We start from the raw sequence: 16,476 nt of genomic DNA, 5'->3' as shown, positions 1-16,476 counted from the left end.
TAAAAAATTATGAACTTTATAAGAGAAAAAAATTCAAAAGATAAAATTTTAATCACAGGAGCTGGTGGTTCTATTGGTTCTGGTTTAGTCTTGAAGCTTTTGGATCATGGGTATGACAATATTGTATTGTTGGATCATAGTGAATATTTATTGTTTCAAATAGCTCATCGTTTGAACTTCCAGTATCCCTATTATTTAGCAGATATAAGAGATTATGAGCGATTAGAGGAGATTTTTGTTCTTGAGAATCCAAATGTAGTGTTTCATACAGCGGCTTTAAAACATGTTCCCATGCTCGAGGATCATCCCACAGAAGCCATCAAAACAAACGTCATGGGAACCTACCACTTAGTGAAGTTATCTCATCTCCATGGCGTCAAAAAGTTTATTTTCATTTCCTCAGATAAAGCCATCAAACCTACAAGCATCATGGGAGCTACTAAAAGAATTGGAGAAATGATCTGTCAGTATTTCCAAAAACAGTCAGAAACAATCTTCACCTCCGTTCGATTTGGGAATGTTTTAAATAGTTCAGGAAGTGTGATTCCTATATTCAAAGAACAGATTCAAAAAGGTGGTCCAGTTACAGTCACTCACAAAGATATGAGCCGATTTTTTATGTCGATTGATCAAGCTTGTGAGCTCTTAGTAAAGGCAATGGAAATTGCTACTCCTAATGATGATGTGTTTTTCTTACATTTGGGTGAGCCCATCAATATTTACGAATTGGCAAAATTTATGATACTTTCTGAGGGAAAAATGCCCCATAAAGACATCCCGATTGTAATAACCGGACTTCGACCAGGAGAAAAGCTCAATGAAGAATTTCACGATGATGATGAGTTAATACACTCTACCAACTATGAAGGAATAAAAAAAGTGATTTTGAATGGAATCCCAGATAATTTTCAAGAACTTGTTGAACAACTCATCAAAGAAGCCAAAAACAAAAAAGAAATCAAAAAAATCATCAAACAATTAATACCTGATTATCAGAGCACATCTTTGAAAAAATAGTTCTTTACACAAATCCTAAAGAAAATTTTATCAAAAATAAAGGAGTGAAGAATGAAACTTAGTAAAATTCTATTTGTTTTTTTTCTGGCATTCTTAGTATTATTCTATTGTAAAAAAGAACAAAAAGATACATCTCAGTTTGTGGAAGTTTGTAAAAAAATTGTTGAGTGTGATAAAAGTTTGAGTCAGTTTCAAGATTTGCAAAAGCATTGTATTAATTTTTTTTCGAAGTTGGAGGCTGAACAAGCTCGCTCTTTGAAGCTAATTATGGATTGTATTAAAACAACTCCTTGTGAGAACTTGAGCTTCCAAAGTTGCACAATTGAATATATAAAAGAACTTCAAAGTATGATCCCAGGAACTACTGGAACAGGAACTAAATGATCACTTCACAAATTGATTGATAGTTTCAATAACAATCTTAGCTGAGTTTGTGTAATCGAATAAAGAAAGTTGAGTATTCAAAATGGATGGAGTTTTTTGGGAAAAAAACTGCAAGATAGCGTTCTTCCAGTGTTGAGGGTTTTTTACTTCCTTTACGAAAAATATGCCATCGAAGTTTTTTCCTATTTCCTCGAAGATTTCGATTTTTGATAAAATTTGAGGCTTTTTGTAATAGGCAGCTTCTAAAATGGGTAGTCCAAAGCCTTCGTAGATACTGGGAAATAAAAATAAAGAACAGTTTTCATAAAGCCAGAAGAGTTCTTCTTTTTTTGGGGAATTTACGAAATAAATATCTTTTTCTTTGAATTCATTTTTTACTAATTGTGTTAGAATTGGCGATAAATTCCATCCCTTTTTTCCTGCTATCACTAAAGGAAGTAAATTTTTATTTTCTTCTTTTGCAAGAAGATATCCTTGAATCAAAGTTTCAAAGTTTTTTCTTGGTTCTAAAGTTCCTACGGACAATAAAAATTTATCGAAATTTAGTTCTTTGGGCTTTTTTGTGTCTTTGGGAGGAGCAATCAATCCTGGATACACAACGATCAGCTTTGTTTTTTTTGATTCAGTGGGGAAAATTTTTTGAATCAGATTTTTAGTTGTATGCGATAAACACATCACTACGTCAGAATGAAGTAGAGAATTTCGAGTAAAGGTTTTTAAATACAATTGCTTCCAGTAAACCATGGTTTCAGGAGCAATCCAAGCATTTAAGTCATGAATATTCAATAAAGTAGGGATAGGGTATCTTTTTTTCATATTGTAAGGTAGTAGAAATAATGAGCTCCAAAAAATATCAATTTGATTGGCTTTTAAAATATTAGGAAATACTGAGTGAAACCAAAGGGGACTTGCTTTTGCGAATAGAGAATTTTGTTTGATTAAATGAATATTCGAAAAAGAAAGTAAATCTTCGTATTCTTCACTTATAGTTTTATTGGTGATTAAATACCACTTCCAGTTTGAGGAAAGTTTGAGCACTTCTTTTAGGATGTTGTAGAGATAAACAGCGTTCCCTGTGCCTGAATAGTAAAGAGGACGAACATCAATTGCGATTTTCATGTTGTAATGAAAAATTTTTTTTTATTTAGCATGAAAACAAGAAATCCACTTGCAGAGAGTAAAAATTAAAATTTTTTTATAATTCTATGAGTAGTAGAATTTTCTTGAATAACAGAGAAGCCAAAAAAAGACGTCCTCCTCTTGCTTTTGAAAATTTAGAATTTTTGTTTAGTGAAGAAGCAAGACCCATAAGGATTTTAGCTGAGTATCTTTATCCTTTAAAGAAATTTAAAGAATTTGGTATCACGGATACGATTATTTTTTATGGTTCTGCAAGAATACCTTCACCTGAAGAAGTAGAAAAACATAAAGGTTCAAAGATAGTGGAATTAGTAAAGTATTACGATGAAGCAAGAGAATTAGCAAGACAAATTACTCTTTGGTCCAAAAACGTTGCAAAAAAACATAAAAGGAGATTTATCATCTGTAGTGGTGGAGGACCAGGAATCATGGAAGCATCTAATCGTGGTGCACATGATGCTGGTGGTATAAGCATTGGGCTCAACATTGAACTCCCCGAAGAACAGCTACCTAATCCATATATTACTCATGAGTTGAACTTTGATTTTCATTATTTTTTTACAAGAAAGTTCTGGTTTTTGTATTACGCACGGGTTCTGATTGCTTTTCCTGGAGGTTTTGGAACCTTAGATGAACTATTCGAAACATTAACTTTACAACAAACAAAAAATATTAAAAACGTAGTTCCAGTTTTACTTTATGGAAAAGATTTTTGGAATCGCTTGATTGATTTTGATTTTTTAGTGGAATATGGATTAATTTCACCTGAAGATAAGCTCTTATTCGAAGTCGTAGACTCAGTAGAAGAAGCTTATCAGAAAGTGATTTCGATTTTAGAAAAAAATTTATAATCTGTTTTTAAAAAATTTATTGATGTGAAAATTACATTCTTCAAAATCTGAATTTTTGTAGATTTGTTTTTTAACATAAAGAAAATTAGATACGAACAGTAATTAAGTTTAATTATACCAAAAACAAGGAGTTTTTTATGTATTTTCAAAACGACCACACAATTGAAGAACTACAAGAGCAAATCAAGAAACTACAACGGGAAAAGCAAGAGTTGATTGAAGAATTAAATTACATAAAAGAATCCCCATACCTTCAAAAATCCATAAGTCACTTGTCATATAAAGCAATCATAGATAGAGAAGAGGTTATGCAAAATGAGATGGGGAAACGCATCAATGAAAAATATGGAACGATGTATGAAATCAAAACTCAAGCTTATCGCTTAGCTCACCTTGTTGGGATAGATCCTATTTCTGTTAGAATCATGGTTACAGAGGCTATTCAAAATGCAATTGAACACGGATACGGAAAATATGTAATTGTTAAAATCGATATCTATAATGATGTTATAAATCCTTACATATCTTGTAGTTTCAAGCATGAGATGCCAGAAGGAAAAACCTATACCCTCAAGGATATCGAAGAAAATGCTTTAAAAGGAGATGTTACTTCTGAATATTTTGACTTTGAAAGCAGCAGAGGTCGCGGAGAGTTCTTAATGAAAGAACTCACTGATGAAAGAAGAATCATCAATGGTATCGAAATCAATCCTGATGGAAGAAAAGTTCGATACTTCAATCGGATTTTAATTAAATATAAGGACCCCTCTGGACCGAGAGAGAAGGTTACTTTTTCAGAAATTAAAAAAGAAATTGATCGATTAGACATAGATGATGTTGTTTGTTATTTTCACATTCATCATGTTGGAGCTGAGCCAATAGCAGTAACAATAGCAACACTAAAGTCAAATGCCCAAAAAGTAGCAGAACTCATGAGGGAAAAGGGTTATCAAATCATCGAAGAAGAACCTTATTATCGAACCGTTTTTGTTACTTACAAAAAAGAACAAAAAATTGATAGGGATGAGTTATTGGCTTTATTTCAGAAGATACGATATATAGTTCAGCAAGAAATCAACGTTAAGTTGCCTCTTGCTTGATGAAAAAGAAAAAAAAGTATCTAATCGCAACAGCAAGTGATAGAAAATACGGGGATTTTCTCGTAGAACATTGGCTTTATTCTTTATGGGAAAATGTTCGATTAAGTAAAATCCAAATTTTGGTTTTAGATTATGGTTTATCAAAAGCCCAAAGGTTTTATTTAGAAAAACACAAAATACTTGTCCACTCTTGCACAAGAGATGGACATGTTGTGAATTTGCGTTTTCGTGATCTCTATTCATTTCTTAAGATTCATCCCTATGAGCAAATCTTGATGTGTGATAGCGGGGATTTGATTTTTCAAGATGATATTTCGTTTTTGTTCGAAGAACATATAGACGAATACAGAGCTGTTTGTGAAGATTTAGCCCCACTTTTTGATTATTTCATTAAAACTGATTATTTCTACAAAGAAGATATAGATGAATTAAAAGAAACATTGATTTTAAAAAAAATGATCAATGCAGGTTTTATAATAGCACCTTACAAAAAGATGCTACATCTATGTGAGGTTCTTGTTTCAAAAACAAAAGATAAACATCAATTCGGTCCTGATCAAATTTTGATTAATTATGTCCTCCATAAAGAAGGTTTTGTAGAGCTACCTACAAAATATAATTTTATTCCTGTAACTTGCTTGGAAGAGTTTTATATCAAAGATGGGTTTTTTTACAACAAAAAAGGACAAAAAATACCCGTTGTTCATAATGCAGGAAATTTGAATTTTTTTCGTTCGATTGAAAATTTTGGTTATAACTCCCATCACAATCAAATCAAAGAAGACATCTTAAAAGGATTAAGAACCTTTTATACCTATATGCACCTTTTAGAAAAGCCAAAGAAAGAGTTTTTTTTAGTCTCAAAAAAAATAGAAGATTTTATTTCTAAAACCCTAAAAGCAATCGATATCGAAGAACAAAAGTCACAGTTTTTTCAATTACTCAAACTCATTGAGAAAACACAAAAAAAAACAGGGACATAAAAGTCATTTAAAATTCTTTTCAATGAATGAAAAGAGTTCTTTTGCGAAGCTTTGCATTTCTTCTGGAGAAACCAATGCTTGTGAAATTCTTGTTAAATTGTAGATTTGCTTTGCTAATTCTAATTTTTTGGGATTGATTTCATTTCCATCAACAGTAATCAAATCAGGCTTACTTAGATATTGGATTAAAGGATTCTTCAAGTTCAAAAGTAAAGTGTGATTTTCGGGAATAGTAAAACGATCTTTCTCTCCGTAGAGAAAAGCAAGTTCATTTACTCTACGATAGGTTTCGGGTAGAATGATCATAGCGGGAAATTCTTCAGTCTTTAAACTTTCTGCACGAACGATAATTTTTGTATTATTTAGGGCTTTGCGGAAAAGATCTTCTACTCTGTCTTTGTTTGTTTTTTGATCTTGATCGAATAGCCTTGTTTCATTATCGATGGCATGTTGTGAAACTTCTGAATCAACACGAACAAAATGAATGTTGGATTCTTTGAGCTCTAAAAATGACATAAAGTGAGCATCCATCAATCGATCCAGATAAATCACTTCGATGCCTTGTTTCAGTAAAAGTCGGATGGCAGGTCCTTGAGACTTCAGATCCGTTGCATAGTAGATTTTGTTTTCTGTTTTTTCTTTGTTTTTGTCTTGATATTCTTTTAAAGTTTTATAGGTTCTTTTGTCCAAATTTTCACTCGATATTACTTCAAATAGCAATGCTTCTTTTGCATCTTCATAAAATTTTGCATCTTCTAACATCCCATACTTAACGAACAAGGAAATGTCCTTCCAGATTTTTTCGTATTCTTCACGGCGTTGTTTACATTCCTCTACGATTCGATCAGCGACTTTTTTTACTATGTGGGATGAAATCTTTTTTACTTCTGGGTCCTGTTGAATATAAGAGCGAGAAACATTCAAAGGTAGCTCTGGTAAATCCAAAACACCCTTCAATGCTACAAGGAATTTGGGGATGATTTCTTGTGCTTCGTCTGTAACAAAAACTTGTTTGCAGAAAATTTTTACGTTGTTCTGGTTCCAATCCATTTCGTGACGTATTTTGGGGAAATACAAAATACCTTGAAGTCGGAAAGGATAATCAGTATTTAAATGAATATAAAACAGGGGTTGTTCATCAAAAGGATATAAGTATTTATAAAAACTTATATATTCTTCTTTCTGGGTTTCAATGGGTTTTTTTAGCCATAATGGTTTTTGGTAATTCACCTGTAATCCTTCTAGTTTTATAGGAACGGAAAAGAAATCACAATATCTGCGGATGTAGTTTTGTAGCTTTACATTATCTAAGTATTCATCAGCAGCATCATCATCTAAATGAAGGATTACTTCTGTCCCTCGATCTTCCCTTGTGCCTTTCCCGATCAAGTATTCATCATTTCCTTCACTTGCCCAATAAACTGGTTCAGCATCTTCTCTATAACTTCTCGTTTGGATTTCTACTTTTTTGCTAACTATGAACGAAGAATAAAACCCTAATCCAAAGTGCCCAATAAAATCAACAGATGATTGATCTTTTAGATATTTCTGAGCAAACTCTTGAGCGCCTGAGAAAGCAATTTGAGCAATGTATTTTTCAACTTCTTCTTTGGTCATTCCAATGCCGTTATCAATGAAGTGTAGAGTTTTTTTCAGTTTATCGAATTTGACTTCTATGGCAAAATCCAACTTATCTGGTTGGTAAATGTTTTCATACATCATGACTTTTTTTAATTTCTCAATGGCATCATAAGCATTTGAAATAAGCTCGCGAATAAAAATTTCTTTTTCAGAGTATAACCACTTTTTGATGATAGGAAGTAAATTCTCTGTGTGAATCCCGATTTTTCCTTTTTCGTAAGAAGTTTCCATATTTCCTCCAATTAGTTTTTGTAATTAGCAATTGAATTTTGGGATTGCTAAAACTGAAAATTTCAAGATTCTCTCTTTGTCAACTCATTTTTAGAATAAAAATTATGTGAGTTTTATTCCTGCCATAAACGTTTATAGAGATTGAGGGTTTTTTCTCCTGTGATTCGATAATCAAAATTTTTGACAAAATCCTGATTGAACCTTCCCATCTTTTTTCGGATTGATGGTTTAAGTATTAATTCTTTCAAATGAGTAGCGAATTTCTGAGAGTCTCGTATGGGGGATATAAATCCTCCTTTTTGGTGTTGGACAATTTCTGGAATGCCTCCGCCATTAGTTGCTACAATCGGTAGTCCAAAAACCATGGCATCCAAAATTGAAGTTCCTAATCCTTCTTCTTTTGAGCTCATAGCAAAGATATCAAAAAGTTGGTAAAAATCAAACACGTTCTTTCTAAATCCTGCTAAAATTATTTCGTTTTCGAGTTGATGTCTTCGTATGAGTGTTTGTAAATCCCGTTTTTTTTCTCCATCACCAACAATGATAATTTTCCATTTTGGTAGAGGTTGAGATTTTAAGATTGATGCCGCTAAGATTAAGGTTTCATGATCTTTGTGATCCACTAATGCAGCTACATTCCCAATGATGATTTCGTCTGTGATCTGGAATTCTTTTTTTAGGGTTTCTTTTGAAGTTTTGGTAGATTTCTTATATCTTTCCAAATCAATGCCTGAGTAGATCACCTCTATCTTTTGAGGATCGATCCCATCACTAATCAAAACAGATTTTACTTTTTCAGAAATAGCAATATAACAATCGATAAGGTTTGAATGATACTTCCAACGAGAAATTTGATGAAAGAATGAAGTTCTCTTAAAAGAAAAATCAACTCTTCTTGAGATAATCAATTTGATGGGATATTTCTTTTTTTCGCAAAACCACTTTGTGAGAAGTCCCAAAGAGTGGGCTTTTGCCGTATGGCAATGGAGAATTTGAATTTGGTTTTTTATTAGGAATTCTGCTAACTTATAGCTTGAGTAAACATCGAGTTCATTCCAAAAAGGAAAACTTTTGTAGGGGATATTTCGTTTTTGACATTCTTTTTGTAATTCTGAATGATATGTTCCTGCAAGGATTTGTTCGACTTCTTTTTGGTTTTGAAGGTATTTGGCTAAATACAGGGTTTGTTGCTCGCCTCCTCTCCAGGTCTTTGTAGGGTTTAGGTGTAGAATTTTTAGCATTATACTTTGATTTTTGTGATTTCGTCTTTGTAGATTTTATCTAAGCGAGCACCTTGAACTTGAACCACTTTTGATGCTAAGTAATTTCCCCATTTGGCTGATTGTTCGGGTGTCTTTAAACGTGTTAAACCAAAAAGGGTTCCCCCAGCAAAGTAGTCACCAGCTCCCGTTGTATCTAAAGCTTTTACGGGAAAACCACTTACTGGAATGATTGTGTTTTTATAGACTACGTTTGCTCCTTTTTCGCTATTTGTAACAAAAAATAAATTATCAAATTTGCTTAGCTCATGAAGACATTTTTGGTAATCTTCCATAGCAAAAAACGATTGAATTTCATCTGCATTCATAAACACTACATCAAAATCATGATTTTTGATTTTTTCTTCGAATTCCTCACGAAATTGAGCAACAACAAACCCATCTGAAAAAGTAAAGCTTACAGGAACTTGATGCATCTTTGCGATTTCAATAGTTTTGAGTGCAGCTTGTTTTGTAATAGGATTTAACCAAAGATAACCTTCTATGTAAACCATTTTTGATTTTTTGATGATTTCTTCTTGGATGTCGTTTTCATGAAGTAAAATAGAAACTCCCAAATGGGTAGACATGGTTCTTTCAGCATCTGGAGTGATTAAGACAATGCATGTGGCTGTGGAGCCTTCGGTTTCTTCTATGGGATGAACGTCAAATTCAACTCCAGCTTCTTTGAGGTTTACACGATAAAATTCTCCATTTGGATCTTTTGCTATTTTTCCTGTAAAAAAAGTTTTCCCTCCGATGTTTGCAATGCTAATCATCGTGTTTGCGGCTGAACCACCTGATGCCATGTGAATAGAAAATTTTTCTAAATCAAATAATAGTTTTGCCTGTTCTTCAGAAGTAGAAAGCTTCATATGACCTTTGGGAAGTTGATGACTTTCTACAAATTCATCATCAACGAAAACCAATAAATCCACAATCGCATTCCCAATCCCAAAGACATCATATGCATTCTCATTTTTTCGTAATAAATCATAAAGGGTATTTAAATACATAAAGATATGATTTTTTTCAATACACTTGAAACAATTAAAAAAACATCTTTCAAGCCAAAAAGAGTATCCCTGTTTGAAGGATTAGAATCATGTTTTTTTTCAGGATGATTTTTCGGATTGATTTAAGAAATAGCTTTAATAACTTAGCTTAAGTAGGTATTTGATGGAAGATAAATCATCTTCAGTATTATTGTATCCATCAATTTTAGATCACAATTAACAAAAAGGCGAGAAGACATGAACATTGTTTCAGCTTATCGAGAATATAAAAAATCCAAGGACAAACAAGCGGAGAACTTTCTTATTCAAGAGCTATTCAGGCAAATCGGGAATTGGATTCAAGAAGGACGACCCGAACAGAATTTTTTATTAGAACTATTAGTAATTTCTTTGGAATATGAGGATTTTGAGAATCATGAAAATCTATTAGAATTAGGATTTCAAAAGCTCATGGAGGCTTTTTTTATTCATCAGGAATTAAAAAATTATCAGAATTTTCAAACTATTCTTGAAGAAGCCTACATGCCGTTTTTAGCGAAAACGGATGAACATCAATATAGAGAACTTAAGAAACAAAAGTTTTATGAGATTGATTTTCTTGTTTTTCGATTCATTGGAGGAGAATTCCCTCATGCTTCAGCTCAGGAGTTTTTAAAAACTACGAAAGAAATGGATGTCTGGTTAGCAATCAATTATCTGTATCAAATCAAAAATGATGAAGAAACCTCACACGAAATCATATCAAAATTACTAAAAAATTTAGATAAATTTTTTGAAAGGTATGTCCTTTTGAGTTTTACTATTTTAACCCATCCGAATTGGGTTCGAGATTATCTATTCAACGATGAATTACAAAAAAACACGAAGTTCAAAATCCCTAAAAGTATATCATGGAAGGAGTTATTTTCAATCTATCAAACAACCAGGTTTTACTTAGAAAATGGATATCTAAATATGAATTTCTTTGAAAGCTATCCACAAGAATACGAGCATGTAAATTTATTTGTTTTGTTGGCTATTTTTGAATTAACGAATGCGAAAATCACACCTGCATGGATTGAGGTTTTTGAACGAGCCATCCTAAATCAAAAAGTAATCAAAAGAAAATATTATAATCAATCCGTAAAGCATCAACCAGTACCCATGTTTGCTATTGGAATTCTTAAGCAAATCCCCAAGGAGGATCAGCTTAAAATCATAGAAACCTCAAGAGTTCTTATAGGTTTTTTTCAAAAACTCAAACATTATACCCATGAAACTTTTCAGTTTTTGTTGGATTATTTTTCGACTTTTCATTTTCATTTCGAAGAAGAACTCCGGCATCATCTTGAACTTTGGGAAGATTCGGTAATAACTCGAAGACGATTACAACAGTGTGCATCAAAAATCCAAAAAAGAATTATAAAAAAATCCAACAATTATGAACTGGTGGAAAAAGAATATGAATGAAAAATTTCAAATCAGTTTAAAGTTACTTCTTTGGGATAAAAATTTTTTTTTGTATCTTCGAGATTCCATCACAAAAGCTGGAGATCTTCCTGGCGGAAGAATCGTAAGTAAAAATGAATTTTTCAACTGGCTAGAATCTCTAAAAAGAGAAATCCAAGAAGAGTTGGGTCATGAAATCCAATACGAAATCCAACCTAATCCCGTTTTTGTTTTTCCACACATTGTTTTGAAGGAAGGTGTTGAAGCAGTAGCAGTATTGTATGAAGGTAAATACTTAGGTGGTAGAATCCGTCTTTCTTCCGAGCATTTGGAATATCGCTGGCTTCATAAACACGAAGATTTATCGAAATACTTCACAAGCACATTTTTAAAGGGTTTGCAGGATTATTTCCGATTAAAGAAAAGTGAGGTTTAAATTTTTCATTTTGCTGTTTTTAGTAGCAACCCATTTGGAACTCCAATCAAAAGAATGCTATTCAAAAGAAGTGATTCAAACTTTTGAAAAAAACATAAATCAAAACCCTATCCAAACCTTAAAAGAATATCGAGTCTATACGGTAGACCTTCAAGGTGTTTTCGTAGATGTTTATCTTCCCTCAAAGCTAAACGAGACTTGCTATAAGATACTTTTGGTTCTACCGGGATGGAAATTTCACCGAAAACGCTGGTTTTTAGAAACAAGATTACTGGATTTTATGGAAAAGAATTCGTATATGGCGATTGCACCAGAGATGGGTGTGAGTGTGTATGAGTCTATTTATTTCCCCGAAACCAAACTCAAATGGAACAAAAAACCGGGCATGGTCTTTTTGGAGAATGATGTTCTTGGATTTTTTCAAAAACATGACCTTTTAAAAGAAGGCTTTTTGAATTTTGCTTTGGGGCTTTCTACGGGGGGTAGAGGGGTTGTCCTTTTGGCTTCGCGAAATCCTGGATTGTTTACGGCAGTATCTTCACTTTCAGGAGATTTTGATCAGACGATAACTCCCAAAGACAACCTCATGAGGCTTACTTATGGAGAATACGAAAAATTTCCTGAAAGATGGAAAACAATCGATAACCCTATTTGGATCATCCAAAATCGAGGTTGGAAAACCCCCTTATATTTGGGGCATGGAAAAGAAGATAAAGTGGTTTCATATCTTCATTCTCAGCATTTCTACGATTTTTTGAAGAAACATCACCCAGAAATTCCCATAGAGTTTCATTTAAAAGCACAACATAAACATGATTTTCTTTACTGGGACTCTGAATTAGAAAATGTGTTTTTGTTTTTTGAAAAAATCAGTTCAAAGAAAAACTAAAACTCTTTTAGGGCTTCATTTCCAATTGTATATTTTTTGTTGGTTTTATCTACTACCAAAGGTCTTTTAAAAAGTTTTGGATTTTCTATTAAGAGCTTCAAAACTTCATCTTTATTCATAGTTGGTAATTTATCTTTGAGTTTCATTTCTCTATATGGGGCGCTACAATTGTTGATGAAGGCTTTTGGTTCGATTTGTTTTTCCTTCATGATGGTTTGAAGTAAAGTTTTTGAGGGAGGTTTTTCTAAGATGTCAATAAATTGGTATTCAATGTTTTTGTTTTTTAGGTAGGATTCAATTTTATTACTAGTTTGACATTTCTTATAACCGTAGAACTCAATCATAACTGCAAACATCTCAAAAGAAATACCATCATCAAGAAAATTTTATTTTCATTGAAACTTAAAGATTTTGAATTTTCATGGGGGTATGTTGTCAAGACCCATTGCAGTGATTGATATAGGCACGAATTCATTTCATATGATCATAGCTAAAAAACAAAAGGATCAAATAGAAATCTTAGATCGAGAGAGAATAGTTGTTCGATTAGGAGAGGGAGGAGGAGATTATGACTACATAAAAAAAGAAGCTGAAGAAAGAGCCATACAAACACTAAAGCATTTTAAAGTGATTGCTCAGAAACATAATGCCATCATCCAAGCAATTGCAACCTCAGCAGTAAGAGAAGCAAATAATCAGCAGGAATTTCTTAGAAAGGTTTATCAACACACAGGAATAAGAATAAAAGTCATCCCTGGACAAGAAGAAGCTCGATTGATCTATTTGGGTGTATTACAAGCTATTCCTATATTTGATAAAAGAGCTTTAGTGATCGATATTGGTGGTGGTTCAACGGAAATCATATTGGGATATCAAGCAAAACCTCTTTTCATTCGGTCTTTGAAGTTAGGGGCTGTTCGCATCACAGAACGTTTTTTCCCTAAAGGAATCATCACTGAAAAAAATTTAAAAGATGCCAAAAACTACATCCAAAATTTCATTTACGATGTTTATCAAGAGTTTATAAATGAAAGGTTAAACTTCGAGATCGTTGTAGGTTCTTCTGGAACCTTAAGAACCATAAAAGAAATTCTTTACGAAGATTCAAATTCAGAAATCTATTTTCATCAAGTCAAAGATCTCACAGAAAAATTACTCAAAAGCGATACATCAGAAAAAAGACAAAAGAAATTCAAACTTGATGAAAAAAGAGCTGACATCTTACCAGCTGGAGCTCTAATACTTCTCACAATCTTAGAAAATTTTAAGATCACAAAACTTTCCTATTCACCTTTTGGATTAAGAGAAGGAGTGATTTACGAAATCCTTTTTCGAAAAAGTAAAAAAACAGAATTAAGAGAAATTCGAAGAAATTCCTGTATCAAACTTCTAAGAAAATTTCAACAAGAAATTCCCGAAGCAACATCAAAAGTCAGTTTAGAAATCGTAAAGCAATTAGGAAAATACTATCCAGAATTATTATCCCACAAAGAATATTTAGAATATGCTTCCTTACTTCATAACATTGGAATTTCGATAGCTCATAATGCTCACCACAAACATAGTTATTATATCATCACTAATACAGAGCATTTATTAGGTTTCACAACCAAAGAGTTACAATTCATTGCTACGATTGCAAGGTATCATCGAAAAGCTAATCCTGATAGAAAACATTTAGAAATGAAGCTTCTTACACCTTTCGAGCAAAATTTGGTAGAATTTTATGCAGGTATCTTACGGATTTCGATTGGACTTACTCGGATCCCATGTGAAACAAAAATAGAAATACAAATGGAAAATCAAGTTTGTCGTTTTCTTGTCCAGTCAGACGATTTGGAAGTATGTCGCTTACTTTGCGATATGGCGAGCATGCGAAAGGAACTCTTAGAAATCAAACTCAATCGTAAAATTGAATTTCAACCTATAGAATTAGTTGTGAGTTATCCCTCGAAAATTACTATTCCAATGCTATATTGATCTGAGTGAGTTAATGAAAAATGATACTTCTTGATGTTTTTCTCATTGGCTATCTCAAGGATTTTTCCTTTGAGTTTTAATTCTTTTTTTCCAAAATTTTTGCCTGCAATCTCAATTTCTTTGTAGTATAGTCCAATCCGATCTTTGATGTTTAAAGCTTTGATGGTTGCTTCTTTTACTGCAAATCGGGCAGAGATATGAGGTATTGGATCCCGTTTGCTCAAAGAATATTCAATTTCGCCAGTATTAAAATATCTTTCTAAAAATTTATCTTTGTATTTTTCGTAAATCCTACGGATTTGATGATGTTCGACTATGTCAACTCCTATTCCGATAATCATTGGATTAAATGCTCCTTTAATCCTCGTTCTAACTGGTTAATAAGAACTTTTTTTCGTAAAGTAAAATTTAAATCAGAAGATAAAGGTTCCATTTTTATGATCTCAAATTCTTTGAATTCTGATCTTGTTCGAATTACGATAGGAAGATTTGGAATAAAGTCACCTGGTTCGATGATTTCTAAAACAGGATTCCACTCCACAGGACAAAAGGTCTCTGCAGTCATTGAGTCCTTTGTTAAATAATACTTAGAAATATAAAAAACCTTTACTTTAACTTCTTTAAGTTCTAATTTATCGAGAATATTACTGCATTGGAGTTTGAGTTCTTCTTCGAAAAAGTGATATTCACTCGATAGTTTTTCTATTTTTGTTTTTAGTTCCTCTTCACTAGCATATCGGATTTCTACCTGAATTTCGAAGGGTTGATTTTCTGAAATTTTGATGAATTTGGGTAGTTCTCCTATTGAGATTTTATCATAAAAAAAAGTATTATTTTCGTTTAATTTGATTTTGCTTAAATAGACTCTGTCGGTTTTGTTTATGATTTTTTCCGGTCCTTCGACTTCGATTGAATTAGGAGATATATTCCAATACAGAATTTTTTTGTTTAGTGGTATTTCCACTTTTGGAACAATGGGAAGGTATTTTTTCTTTTTAACATCCAATAGAAGTTCTACTTCTGCTGGTTCAATATTGGCTTGTAGATTGGCGGGTAGAGGAGGATAAAGTTCTAATCGAAATTTGTTTTTTCCTGGTCCTGGTCCAGGATTGATCATATATAAGCTGAAGCTGTTTCTATCTATATCCATCAATTCTTGAGGACCCGAGAAAGTTACTTTGACAAATGTTGGAGGTTCTTCACTAAACACTAAACCCACAGGAAGGTTGGGTGGTTCAACCTTTAAGTAAAACGTTTTTGTAATGTTTTTTGTATAAAGAACATAAAAATAAAAAAGTGTTGCTATCAAGAGACTTCCTACTTTAGCCTTCCAACGGTTAAGGAATAGATTTTTCAAAAACTCTTTTGCCCTTTTCATTTTTTTATGAGTTCCAATATCTTTGTTTTTAGCTCGTCTTTTGGGATTGGTGAAAGGATTTCACCATTATACAATATACTTATTTCTCCTGTTTCTTCAGAGGTAACAATCACAATGGCATCAGTTTCTTCTGCCATTCCCATTGCTGCTCGATGTCTTGCCCCGTGATAAGGTTTTAGCAAGGGAGACTCCGATACTGGTAATATGCAAGACGCAGCGATGATACGATCTTTTTCGATCAAAACTGCTCCATCATGCAATGGATTTTCTTTATAAAAAATGCTTAGTAGAAGTTCTTTTGTAATGATGGCATCCAACTTGACCCCTTTTTTTATGATGTAATCTGGTTTTATGTCTTGGATGATGCATATGATAGAACCGACTTTACTTCGAGACAATTCAATCACAGCTTGAGTAATCACCTCCAACGAAGAAACTTCTTTCGAACTCAACCACGTAAATAAGGGCATGTTTCCGATTTCACCTACGAGTCGTCGAAGTTCTGGTTGTAAAAGCACAATGACACCAAAAACCAAATAAGCACTAAGATTCCTTATGATCCAAGATACGGTCTCTAGTTGAAATTCCTTCGAAAAGAAATCGAAAACAATAATCAAAAGTATCACAAAAAGTAATTGTATTGCTCGGGTTCGACTCAACAAAACATAGATTTTGTAAAAAAAAAACGCAACTAAGCTTATATCAAGAAAAATAAAGAAAAATCTGAACTTCTCTTCCATAGC

17 protein-coding genes are annotated in these 16,476 nt (G+C 32.8%); 9 read left to right on the top strand and 8 right to left on the bottom strand.

The features are described from left to right. Nucleotides 1–9 precede the first annotated feature (9 nt). Together NZ853_05425 and NZ853_05420 are read left to right on the top strand one after the other, a co-directional pair. Entirely contained in the window at nucleotides 10–1,017 is a 1,008-nt protein-coding gene (locus NZ853_05425) for a polysaccharide biosynthesis protein (GenBank protein MCS7205117.1), read from the top strand. A 51-nt stretch (nucleotides 1,018–1,068) separates the two neighbouring features. Continuing rightward, a complete protein-coding gene (locus NZ853_05420) occupies nucleotides 1,069–1,401 on the top strand; it encodes a hypothetical protein (protein ID MCS7205116.1) in 333 nt (110 codons plus the stop codon). Here the strand turns inward: NZ853_05420 and NZ853_05415 are convergent, their stop codons facing one another. Continuing rightward, nucleotides 1,402–2,520, bottom strand: a complete 1,119-nt coding sequence (locus NZ853_05415; GenBank protein ID MCS7205115.1) for a glycosyltransferase family 4 protein — start codon at nucleotides 2,518–2,520, stop codon at nucleotides 1,402–1,404. A gap of 86 nt (nucleotides 2,521–2,606) precedes the next feature. Here NZ853_05415 and NZ853_05410 point away from each other — a divergent pair, with 86 nt between their 5' ends. The 3 genes from NZ853_05410 to NZ853_05400 all read left to right on the top strand — a co-directional run bounded on the left by NZ853_05410 (nucleotide 2,607) and on the right by NZ853_05400 (nucleotide 5,475). Then, a complete protein-coding gene (locus tag NZ853_05410; protein MCS7205114.1) occupies nucleotides 2,607–3,392 on the top strand; it encodes an LOG family protein in 786 nt (261 codons plus the stop codon). A 137-nt stretch (nucleotides 3,393–3,529) separates the two neighbouring features. Further along, nucleotides 3,530–4,492 (top strand): ATP-binding protein, encoded by a 963-nt coding sequence (locus NZ853_05405; protein MCS7205113.1) that lies wholly within the window; start codon nucleotides 3,530–3,532, stop codon nucleotides 4,490–4,492. Then, nucleotides 4,492–5,475 carry a glycosyl transferase family 8 gene (locus tag NZ853_05400; protein MCS7205112.1) on the top strand — a complete coding sequence of 328 codons (984 nt, stop codon included), beginning with the start codon at nucleotides 4,492–4,494 and terminating at the stop codon, nucleotides 5,473–5,475. Before NZ853_05405 ends, NZ853_05400 begins: the two co-directional genes overlap by 1 nt. 3 nt (nucleotides 5,476–5,478) lie before the next feature. Here NZ853_05400 and htpG read toward each other — a convergent pair whose 3' ends face one another. From htpG to NZ853_05385, 3 genes are all read right to left on the bottom strand, one after another. Further along, the gene (gene htpG / locus NZ853_05395) at nucleotides 5,479–7,347 is read right to left on the bottom strand and encodes a molecular chaperone HtpG (GenBank protein ID MCS7205111.1); all 1,869 of its coding nucleotides are present in this window, start codon (nucleotides 7,345–7,347) and stop codon (nucleotides 5,479–5,481) included. A 113-nt stretch (nucleotides 7,348–7,460) separates the two neighbouring features. Then, nucleotides 7,461–8,588, bottom strand: coding sequence for a glycosyltransferase (locus NZ853_05390; GenBank protein ID MCS7205110.1), 1,128 nt, complete (start codon nucleotides 8,586–8,588; stop codon nucleotides 7,461–7,463). Next, nucleotides 8,588–9,622, bottom strand: a complete 1,035-nt coding sequence (locus tag NZ853_05385) for an adenosine kinase (protein ID MCS7205109.1) — start codon at nucleotides 9,620–9,622, stop codon at nucleotides 8,588–8,590. The genes NZ853_05390 and NZ853_05385 overlap by 1 nt, the downstream gene beginning before the upstream one ends. Before the next feature lie 237 nt (nucleotides 9,623–9,859). Here NZ853_05385 and NZ853_05380 point away from each other — a divergent pair, with 237 nt between their 5' ends. Genes NZ853_05380 through NZ853_05370 form a run of 3 tightly spaced genes read left to right on the top strand, consistent with a single transcriptional unit; the run spans nucleotide 9,860 to nucleotide 12,375 of the window. After that, a complete protein-coding gene (locus tag NZ853_05380; GenBank protein ID MCS7205108.1) occupies nucleotides 9,860–11,071 on the top strand; it encodes a hypothetical protein in 1,212 nt (403 codons plus the stop codon). Next, complete coding sequence (locus tag NZ853_05375) at nucleotides 11,064–11,486, top strand: NUDIX hydrolase (protein ID MCS7205107.1); 423 nt, start codon at nucleotides 11,064–11,066, stop codon at nucleotides 11,484–11,486. Before NZ853_05380 ends, NZ853_05375 begins: the two co-directional genes overlap by 8 nt. Then, a complete protein-coding gene (locus NZ853_05370) occupies nucleotides 11,476–12,375 on the top strand; it encodes a prolyl oligopeptidase family serine peptidase (GenBank protein ID MCS7205106.1) in 900 nt (299 codons plus the stop codon). Before NZ853_05375 ends, NZ853_05370 begins: the two co-directional genes overlap by 11 nt. On the opposite strand, the gene NZ853_05365 is transcribed toward NZ853_05370, so the two are convergent. After that, nucleotides 12,372–12,731, bottom strand: a complete 360-nt coding sequence (locus NZ853_05365) for a Spx/MgsR family RNA polymerase-binding regulatory protein (protein MCS7205105.1) — start codon at nucleotides 12,729–12,731, stop codon at nucleotides 12,372–12,374. The genes NZ853_05370 and NZ853_05365 overlap by 4 nt on opposite strands. Before the next feature lie 73 nt (nucleotides 12,732–12,804). On the opposite strand from NZ853_05365, the gene NZ853_05360 reads away from it, so the two are divergent. Further along, on the top strand, nucleotides 12,805–14,355 hold the full coding sequence (locus NZ853_05360) for a Ppx/GppA family phosphatase (protein MCS7205104.1): 1,551 nt from the start codon (nucleotides 12,805–12,807) through the stop codon (nucleotides 14,353–14,355). Here NZ853_05360 and acpS read toward each other — a convergent pair. The 3 genes from acpS to cdaA are packed head-to-tail and all read right to left on the bottom strand — an operon-like array spanning nucleotide 14,319 to nucleotide 16,473. After that, nucleotides 14,319–14,696, bottom strand: a complete 378-nt coding sequence (gene acpS, locus NZ853_05355; GenBank protein ID MCS7205103.1) for a holo-ACP synthase — start codon at nucleotides 14,694–14,696, stop codon at nucleotides 14,319–14,321. The two genes, NZ853_05360 and acpS, sit on opposite strands and share 37 nt — an antisense overlap. Beyond that, nucleotides 14,693–15,733 (bottom strand): hypothetical protein, encoded by a 1,041-nt coding sequence (locus tag NZ853_05350; protein MCS7205102.1) that lies wholly within the window; start codon nucleotides 15,731–15,733, stop codon nucleotides 14,693–14,695. Before NZ853_05350 ends, acpS begins: the two co-directional genes overlap by 4 nt. Beyond that, nucleotides 15,730–16,473 carry a diadenylate cyclase CdaA gene (gene cdaA / locus NZ853_05345; GenBank protein ID MCS7205101.1) on the bottom strand — a complete coding sequence of 248 codons (744 nt, stop codon included), beginning with the start codon at nucleotides 16,471–16,473 and terminating at the stop codon, nucleotides 15,730–15,732. Before cdaA ends, NZ853_05350 begins: the two co-directional genes overlap by 4 nt. Nucleotides 16,474–16,476 lie beyond the last annotated feature (3 nt).

It is taken from the genome of Leptospiraceae bacterium, assembly GCA_025059995.1.
Taxonomy (GTDB): domain Bacteria; phylum Spirochaetota; class Leptospiria; order Leptospirales; family Leptonemataceae; genus SKYB61.
This window is presented reverse-complemented; position numbering and strand designations above follow the sequence as displayed.

Excerpts from the sequence above, each read along its gene's own strand:
- NZ853_05425 (MCS7205117.1), top strand. The coding sequence starts at position 10 with ATGAACTTTATAAGAGAAAAAAATTCAAAAGATAAAATTTTAATCACA.
- NZ853_05420 (MCS7205116.1), top strand. The coding sequence starts at position 1,069 with ATGAAACTTAGTAAAATTCTATTTGTTTTTTTTCTGGCATTCTTAGTA.
- NZ853_05415 (MCS7205115.1), bottom strand. The coding sequence starts at position 2,520 with ATGAAAATCGCAATTGATGTTCGTCCTCTTTACTATTCAGGCACAGGG.
- NZ853_05410 (MCS7205114.1), top strand. The coding sequence starts at position 2,607 with ATGAGTAGTAGAATTTTCTTGAATAACAGAGAAGCCAAAAAAAGACGT.
- NZ853_05405 (MCS7205113.1), top strand. The coding sequence starts at position 3,530 with ATGTATTTTCAAAACGACCACACAATTGAAGAACTACAAGAGCAAATC.
- NZ853_05400 (MCS7205112.1), top strand. The coding sequence starts at position 4,492 with ATGAAAAAGAAAAAAAAGTATCTAATCGCAACAGCAAGTGATAGAAAA.
- htpG (MCS7205111.1), bottom strand. The coding sequence starts at position 7,347 with ATGGAAACTTCTTACGAAAAAGGAAAAATCGGGATTCACACAGAGAAT.
- NZ853_05390 (MCS7205110.1), bottom strand. The coding sequence starts at position 8,588 with ATGCTAAAAATTCTACACCTAAACCCTACAAAGACCTGGAGAGGAGGC.
- NZ853_05385 (MCS7205109.1), bottom strand. The coding sequence starts at position 9,622 with ATGTATTTAAATACCCTTTATGATTTATTACGAAAAAATGAGAATGCA.
- NZ853_05380 (MCS7205108.1), top strand. The coding sequence starts at position 9,860 with ATGAACATTGTTTCAGCTTATCGAGAATATAAAAAATCCAAGGACAAA.
- NZ853_05375 (MCS7205107.1), top strand. The coding sequence starts at position 11,064 with ATGAATGAAAAATTTCAAATCAGTTTAAAGTTACTTCTTTGGGATAAA.
- NZ853_05365 (MCS7205105.1), bottom strand. The coding sequence starts at position 12,731 with ATGTTTGCAGTTATGATTGAGTTCTACGGTTATAAGAAATGTCAAACT.
- NZ853_05360 (MCS7205104.1), top strand. The coding sequence starts at position 12,805 with ATGTTGTCAAGACCCATTGCAGTGATTGATATAGGCACGAATTCATTT.
- acpS (MCS7205103.1), bottom strand. The coding sequence starts at position 14,696 with ATGATTATCGGAATAGGAGTTGACATAGTCGAACATCATCAAATCCGT.
- NZ853_05350 (MCS7205102.1), bottom strand. The coding sequence starts at position 15,733 with ATGAAAAGGGCAAAAGAGTTTTTGAAAAATCTATTCCTTAACCGTTGG.
- cdaA (MCS7205101.1), bottom strand. The coding sequence starts at position 16,473 with ATGGAAGAGAAGTTCAGATTTTTCTTTATTTTTCTTGATATAAGCTTA.